General features: G+C 66.2%; 5 protein-coding genes and 2 pseudogenes. 1 reads left to right on the plus strand and 6 read right to left on the minus strand.

Annotated elements, in window-relative coordinates; all coding sequences use genetic code 11:
* Nucleotides 1-175: 175 nt before the first annotated feature.
* From P3T35_RS40020 to P3T35_RS40045, 6 genes and pseudogenes are all read right to left on the minus strand, one after another.
* Nucleotides 176-541: a hypothetical protein gene (locus tag P3T35_RS40020; protein WP_101383050.1), complete on the minus strand. Its 366-nt coding sequence runs from the start codon at nucleotides 539-541 to the stop codon at nucleotides 176-178.
* Nucleotides 542-1318: 777 nt separating this feature from the next.
* Complete coding sequence (locus P3T35_RS40025) at nucleotides 1319-1825, minus strand: DCC1-like thiol-disulfide oxidoreductase family protein (protein WP_280709823.1); 507 nt, start codon at nucleotides 1823-1825, stop codon at nucleotides 1319-1321.
* A 21-nt stretch (nucleotides 1826-1846) separates the two neighbouring features.
* Nucleotides 1847-2809, minus strand: a pseudogene (locus tag P3T35_RS40030) (HTTM domain-containing protein); the annotation flags it as partial.
* Between the two features lie 70 nt (nucleotides 2810-2879).
* Complete coding sequence (locus P3T35_RS40035) at nucleotides 2880-3626, minus strand: DUF5819 family protein (RefSeq protein ID WP_280709821.1); 747 nt, start codon at nucleotides 3624-3626, stop codon at nucleotides 2880-2882.
* 239 nt (nucleotides 3627-3865) lie between these two features.
* A complete protein-coding gene (locus P3T35_RS40040; protein WP_348533466.1) occupies nucleotides 3866-5485 on the minus strand; it encodes an ice-binding family protein in 1620 nt (539 codons plus the stop codon).
* 419 nt (nucleotides 5486-5904) lie between these two features.
* Nucleotides 5905-6180 (minus strand): hypothetical protein, encoded by a 276-nt coding sequence (locus P3T35_RS40045; RefSeq protein WP_143676949.1) that lies wholly within the window; start codon nucleotides 6178-6180, stop codon nucleotides 5905-5907.
* A 733-nt stretch (nucleotides 6181-6913) separates the two neighbouring features.
* Between P3T35_RS40045 and P3T35_RS40050 the strand changes: the two are divergent.
* Nucleotides 6914-7369: pseudogene (locus P3T35_RS40050) on the plus strand (integrase core domain-containing protein); the annotation flags it as partial.
* Nucleotides 7370-7494: the final 125 nt, after the last annotated feature.

Raw genomic sequence — 7494 nt, forward strand, 5'->3', positions numbered from 1 at the left:
CGTTCCAGCAGTACCTCGACGCTCACGAACTGCCCCGCCCCCGCTGGTGGCGCCAAGGACAGTGATCAAGGAAAACCAAGATCCCCGACAGAGTCACTCAGTGAGTGCGCAAGTCACGCACGAGCGCTGCGGGCCGCAATATCCTGGACTGAAGGCTCTGAGAACGGGCGGCCTCTCATCCAACAGCTGAGAACCGGTTCACCGACGTCAACCTGCAGGTGATCTTGGTGGTCACTTGGGCTGTGCCTCCCGCGTCCTCCTCCACCTTCTGGTTCGGCGCGACGTTGCTCGCAAGAGCCGCACCGTCCGCCAAGCGCGTACCGCTCGAATCGACGAACTCGACGCCGATGGTGTAGTTCGAGGACTTCGAACTGTGGTTGATGATCTCGACCTTGGCGTCCGGGATGGACGTGGTCGGGTCCACGCCGCAGGAAGTGATGGTCACATCCGCTTCCGGCGGATGCGTGGGATTCGTCGGGGTCGTCTTGCTGCCTCCACTTACGACCACAACGATGACGATGATGATCCCGACCAGCAGCACAACGGCGCTGATACAACCGACCAAAACGCCGCGACCGAAACGACGCTTAGGGGGCGGAGGGCCGGACGGCTGGCCCCAGCCTGGCGGTGGAGGGCCGGGCGGCGGCTGACTGGGAGGGAGCTGCTGCTCACCCCAGCCTTGGGCGGGGCCGGACTGTCCGCCTGCTGACGGTACCCCGTGCGGCTCCTCGGGCGGTTGTTGTTCGGCCATCGGGTCTCCCTCCGCAAAGGGCGCGCGAAGCACGCCGCATGGGAACCGTAAGAGACTGCGTTCCAGGCCAAACCGCCGACTCGCGGGCGCTACTCCGAACGGGGGGCTCCGCAACGCTTCCCTGCGCCAAGCCAGCGTTCCCACTCACGGCCAGTCCGGACCCCGCCAGATCATCGCGTTCGCCTCGGCCATGTGGGCCCTGGGCGTTTCGCCGGGATCGGCCGGACGGAGATGCGCGGCCACCGCTTCCCACTCCTCGCGCATGCCGCCGCCCGGCGGCCGGAGGGTCAGCCGCTGCGCGGCACCGTCGGTCCACGATCGCGAGCTTGTCCGCGCGGATGTCCACCACGACTGCTCAGATCTCGGTTGCGGGTCCTGTGCAGGCTGCGGCCCTCTTCGAAGGACATCGGCCTCTACCTTCCTGATCGGGTCATCAGGAAGGTAGAGGCCGGGGTTGGAAGCGAGAGGGATGAACTGTCCCCTCGCCCGAATGGGCTACGCCGCGCCCCCTACGGCCTCGGCCAGCTCCACCGGGTCTGCCCGGAGTGGCCCGTCGCGCTGCGGGTCTCAGGGCCGAGGCAGGGCACAGGAGGCCCTCATGCCGCGCATGCGCCGCCTGTTCTTCGCCACCAGGGCGTAGATCTGACGGGCGCAGGTTCGTACGCCGGGTAGGCCAGCCGCGGCGGCTGCCAGCTGGTACCGGCGGGCCGATGAGGACCCGACGAATCGAGCCAACGCGTCTGCGCCGCCGGCGCGGACCGCACCGTTGTGGAAGAGGAGCACCTCCCGGTCCAACCGCGCCAGGTGCGGGGAGGTGAGCTGCTCCGGCAGAACCTGCCACGGTACGGCTTCGATCTGCGGACCGGCCAGCTGTCGGATCCGATCGATCGTCACTTGGCAGAATCCGCAGTCCCCGTCATACGCCAGCACCGGTTCTGTGCTGCAGGCCGCGCCGCTCGTCTCGCCTGCGTCCACGGCCGGAACAGGTCCTCGCACGTCTTGGCCGCAGCCGGCCGATCCGGGCTGCGCCGGTACGACTGGGCTCTCCCGCTGGGGCGGTTCTCCTGCTCCCACGGCAACTTCCCGTTGAAAAGTGCGCCGCCATAGTTGTCCCAGGAACGTATAGAAGCGGTCCGGCAGGAATACGGCATCCGCGACGATCATGGCCCCGGAGAAGAGCGGAAGGCCCATCAGAACGGCGATGCCAATGTGCATCCCGAGCAGCGTTGTCAGGACGATGTACTTTAGCCTGCCGAACAGCACGAACGGGAAGGCAACCTGCAACAGCACCGTCATGTAGCTGACGACGGCGATCAGGTTTGGGTGGCTGTCCACCATGAGTGACAATGCGGGCCAGGGCCGGAATAGGTCGAGGCTCATGACGTAGTGGAGGGCAGTCCCGTTTCTCCAGAAGCCGCCCTGCACCTTGTACAAGCCTGCGGATCCGTAGACGATGCAAACCTGAGCCGCGATGACGAACATGGCGCAGTTGTGCAGCACCGTACTCAATAGCCTGCGTGTGAGCACGAGTTGATACCAGAAGCCGCGCGTTCTCGGACCCGCCACCGAATGCTCTACCTTGCCGGAGGCCACGAGGCGCGTCCTCCGCGCGTCCAGGGACCAGCGTCGGCCGCAATCAGTCAAGCAGAGGTACACGGCCATGAGGAGGATGAGGTTGTCTCCTCCGTCTGTCATGAAGATGGCCCGCGCATGGAACGAGGTCACCACGACCGCGAACAGGATCGACACCACCCTGGTCCGCCAGCCCATGACGAACAAAACGGACGCGACGACAGCCATCGCGTAGCAGAACTCGAAATACGCCTGACTGTCAGACAGGGTAAGAATACTGAACCAGCCGGTCTGATCGAACAGTTGCCTCGCCAGGGCGGGCGTCCACGGCGAGCCAGGACCCCAGATCTCGTCGCGGTGCGGGAACTCCCTCAGCAGGAAGGCCAGGTAGAGCAGCCCGTACCCGATACGCAGCACTGCCGCCGCGTACAGGGACATCGGTCGGTCGGTCACGGCGCTGCCGAACGCGCCGATTCGGCGGAACATCCGTTGGCTGTCGGCGTCACCGTTCCGCAGGGCCGTGTGGCGCGGAGGGAGCGCCGGAACTGGAGTCTGCTCAGTTTCCATTGGATGCCACCTTCCACCAGGGTAGATACCTGGTGTCGACCGAGGCTGGTGCAGTCGGGCGCGGGCCGCCCGGCGTGGTGGGCGCCGCGATGGGTGTAGTAATCACCCGCAACTGGACGGCCTCATACGTAACGTTCTGATGGACGGCGAGTCGCTCCATCGCAATGTTGCGAAGGTACGTCCGCAACATCACAGCCCGCTCAGAGTGCGGCTGGTCGTCGCTTCCATACGCTTCGAGATAAGCGATCCAGGCTCGACGCAGCATGTTCTGCGTTGTATGACTCGGGAAGACGTTGTGCTCGACGTGGGAGTCGTCGACCGCAGTCAGGTCAAACCAGTCACTGACCTCACGGTCACCGCCCGCTGAGGTCCGCTCGGTTCTCACGGAAATCTGCCAGGTCACGGACTCCGGGTCCGGAGCGAACAGCCGCCAGTTCTGCTCGAACAACGGAAAGATCCAGGCATTGAGCTGCCTGCCGTAGTACTGGGACAGTTGGTTCGGGGGAGCTACATACAGAAATACCAGAAGCACGTGGACAAGGGACGTTGCCAGGCACAGGGCCACAGCGACGACCGCGGCCGCACCCCACGGGCGCGACAGTCCTGACAGGCCATCAAGCTGCTCGCCAAGCTCGGTGACGGACGGCTGGGCGCCCTGCACTACGTCAACGGGGAGGCCGTCGTCGGCCAGTTGGCGGCCCGCTTGTTTCGTCTTCACGGACTCTGTGCCGCCCATCGCACGACTGGGCCCCGTCCTTACCACCGTGCCTGCTCCCTCGACTCTGCATGCCTTGAGCGTCTTGGGGCGCGCGACAGGATCCATAACGATCCGCCGCGCGCCACCAGTCCTGCGTTCCTCAAGCGGGCTGCCGCCTCGGGCGAAGCCCCAAGGGCTGGACGCCGGAGCCGCATTCACCACGAGGGCCTCTGCTCATGGCCCGCTTGTCGTGGTGCCCGCCTGGCTTCCCGAATCAGCTACGAGTTCAGGGGCTCGTTCCCCTTGTCGTCGCACGGAGAACACCCGTGGTCGCCGTGGTCGTCATGGTCACCGTGGTCGCCATGATCGTCGTGGTCACCGTGGTCACCGTGGTCGGCGTGGTCGCACGGAGAACACCCGTGGTCGCCATGGTCACCGTGGTCGCCATGGTCGCCATGGTCACCGTGGTCGGCGTGGTCGCACGGAGAACACCCGTGGTCGCCGTGGTCACCGTGGTCGCCATGGTCACCGTGGTCGCACGGAGAACACCCGTGGTCGCCGTGGTCACCGTGGTCGCCATGGTCACCGTGGTCGCCGTGGTCGCACGGAGAACACCCGTGGTCGCCGTGGTCACCGTGGTCGCCATGGTCACCGTGGTCGCCGTGGTCGCCGTGGTCGCCCTGGCTACCGCCTGTGGTAGCCCCGGTGACGCCACCCGTCGTGGTATTACCAGCGGTGTTGCCGGCGACCGAGCCCCCGGTGGAATTACCAGCGCTGTTGCCGGCGACCGCGCCACCCAGGAGACCGCTAGTCGTGCCACCCGTCGTAAGCACACCGCCGAGCACTCCACCAAGGAGACCGCTCGTGGTGCTGCCAGTGGTACCGGCAGTGGTGGCACCGCCAGTGGCACCAGTGGTACCGGCAGTGGTGCCAGTGGTACCGGCAGTGGTGGCACCGCCAGTGGCACCAGTGGTACCGGCAGTGGTGCCAGTGGTACCGGCAGTGGTACCGGCAGTGGTGGTACCGCCCGTGGTGGTACCACCCGTGGTGCCAACTGCGCAACTGGGCAGGGTGATCCGGTTGGTGTCCAGCGTGACGGAACCGTTGCGAGCCAGCGCTCGGCCATCGAGGCTCGCGCCGGTGTTAAGTCCGATCGAGGTCAGTGCCAGGATGTTGCCTACGAAGGTGGTGTTGGTGCCGAGCGTGGCAGAACTTCCGATCTGCCAGTAGACATTGCACGGCGAGGCACCGTTGACCATGAGCACACGGCTGGCGGATGCCGTCGTCAGGGTCGATCCAACCTGGAAGACCCAGACCGCGTTGGGGTTACCCTGCGCGTCGAGCGTGAGGGTGCCCGTGAGGCCGATGGAAGAAGCGGCGGTGTAGACACCCGGAACAAGCGTCTGGCCACCGAGGTCTCCAGGGGAGGTGAGGGTGACATCCGTGGCCTGGCTCGCGGCGTTGTTGTATGCCGTGACCAGATCGGCCTGGGCCTGAAGTGCGACCGCATCCGCCTGGTGAGTGGCCCCGCTCACCAGACCAGGCGGAAACCCGGTGACTGACGTGCCCGGGCTCACTCCGAGGTCTCCGGTGATAGCGGAGGGACCGGTGTTGGTGACCGACTGGCCACCCAGAACCGCGAAGCTGCTCGCCGTCCCCAGGGGAACGGCCGTGGCAATGGCCTGAGCCGGCATCAGCGATGTCGTGATTGCGGCGGCGGCGATGAAAACGACCGTCGCAACCCAAGTCGAAATTGTGCGCCAGCCAAGCGCACCAGAGATTTTCTGTGTCATCTGAAGGCCTATTTCTGTAGGGAAATATGGCAGGTTCGCGATCGTCGCTCTCCGACGACCTGACCCCCTTCCCATGGACAGGCATCGCAGATTTCGATGACTCATCTCTCGCTTTGCCGGGAAAGAGGTTCGGCACTAGAATAACCGGCACAAAAGATTCTTGTGCGATCCATAAGGGTGAATTCTAAATGGCTTCCTACTTATGGTCACATAATCACGCAATGCGCTCGCTGATCACCCTCTCCCAGTTGTGCCGAGTCGACAACGACCGAGGGCTTGCCTTCTGCTCTGCGTGATGAACGGACGGCGGCACCAGCCGGTCTTGCGCTAACGTCGCTGGATTTGACGAGGCAACAGAGAGCGACTGCTCACTCGGTGACGAAACGCTTACGATCCATGACAGGATTGCATGCCCCTGCGCCGCTGTCGCTGATAGACACAGTCGTTCTCTCGGCATGGTCTTGCCTGGCGACTATCGAACAACTCCAACGCCTGCGCCACCGTCTCCAGCTCCAGCGGCTCCGTCACCGCGCCATACTCTCGCGCCCGCGGCCGACCCACTCGATCCGCTCCGACACCGGCAGCAGGTCGCAACCCGAACGCAGCCGAACCGCCGGCGCCGCGAACGCCAGCCGGTTCCCCAACAACGCCGGCGCCGCCACCAGCGCCCTCGCCGCCCGCACGTACTCCTGCAGGGCGTCGCCGAAACGCAGCGCCCGCAGGCCCGCCATGGCCAAGGTCGCACGGCACTCGATCGCCTGGACCGTCACCGCGCCCACCCCAGCGGTGGGCGGAATCATGCCGTGCCCGACAGCCGATGACTTGAGCGTCGTCCCCCTTGCCCTTCTTCCCGGTGCCGTCGACCGGGTTCCACCCGCCCTCGGTCAGCTCCACGGTGTCGCCTGGGAAGTGCCACGCGTCGAACCGCCCCGCCGCCCTGACGCCACGCAGTGGACGCAAGCCCAGCATCTCCGAGCTGCAGGTACGGGGCACCTTCAGCTGCACCCTCCGCTTGCGGTGCGAGTCCCAGATACCGAACACCGGGTCCGACGGCGCCGATTCAAGGAAGGCCCGCACGTCACCCGTTGCCGCTCGCAAAGCGCCCGGCCCGCGCAGTACCGCGCGGGGCGGCGACATCACCGCCCTGAGCGCGCCGCGGGCACCCGTAACATCGGTGCCGGCCGCCTGACGCATCCGCCGGGCCGCGAACGCGCCGCCCAACGCCGCCACGCCGGCGACCGACAGCTCGACGGGCGAGACCGAGCTGATCGACACCACCGTCAGCCCGAGCAGCACAACACTCCACCACGCGTTCTCGACCCCAGCGCGCACCGCACCTGGCGTTGCCCGCCACATTGTTCGACCATCAGCTGGGCCGCCCCGCGCCAGGGGCGCCACGAGGAGACCTTCACCCGCAAGGCCGAGCACCACCGCGGGTTGCGTTCGGTCTGGCGGCCCGGGAGGTCCCCAACGGGTGCCACGATGGCGCTCGAACCCGTCACTGTCCCAAGCGAAGTGAGTCATACCACGACCACCGCGCATCCCACCGCCCACTGGGTCGGCCAGGCCGCCCGAAACCTGGCCATGGACCTTGAGGACGCCGAAGCCACTGTCAACTATCTGATCCGCGACCGGGACGCGAAGTTCCCGGCGCTCTTCGACCAGATCCTGGGCGACGCCGGCATCCAGGTTGTGCTCTCCGGCATCCACGTACCGCGGATGAACTCCATCATGGAGCGCTGGGTGCAGACCTGCCGTCATGAGCTGCTGGACCGGACCCTGATCTGGAATGAACGCCACTTGCGGCACGCCCTGCGCGAGTTCGAGCAGCATCACAACGAGCACCGGCCCCACCAGGCCATGAACCAGGCAGCGCCCCTGCGTGCGGTCCCCAAGCCGATCACCGACCCCGGACGGATCGCCCGCCTGGGCATACGCCGACACGATCGGCTCGGCGGAGTGATCCACGAGTACCGACATGCCGCTTGACCTGGCCGGATGAGGTATTCGGCAGGCGCACTGCTCCAGGTGGACCAGGGAGGTGTAGCCGCCGTCGACCAGGTGCTGGTCGGGCCGCAGTCCCCGGTGTTCCAGCCGGGTGTGGATGCCGGGCA

Source organism: Kitasatospora sp. GP30, assembly GCF_029892145.1.
In the GTDB taxonomy this organism is placed as follows: domain Bacteria; phylum Actinomycetota; class Actinomycetes; order Streptomycetales; family Streptomycetaceae; genus Kitasatospora; species Kitasatospora acidiphila.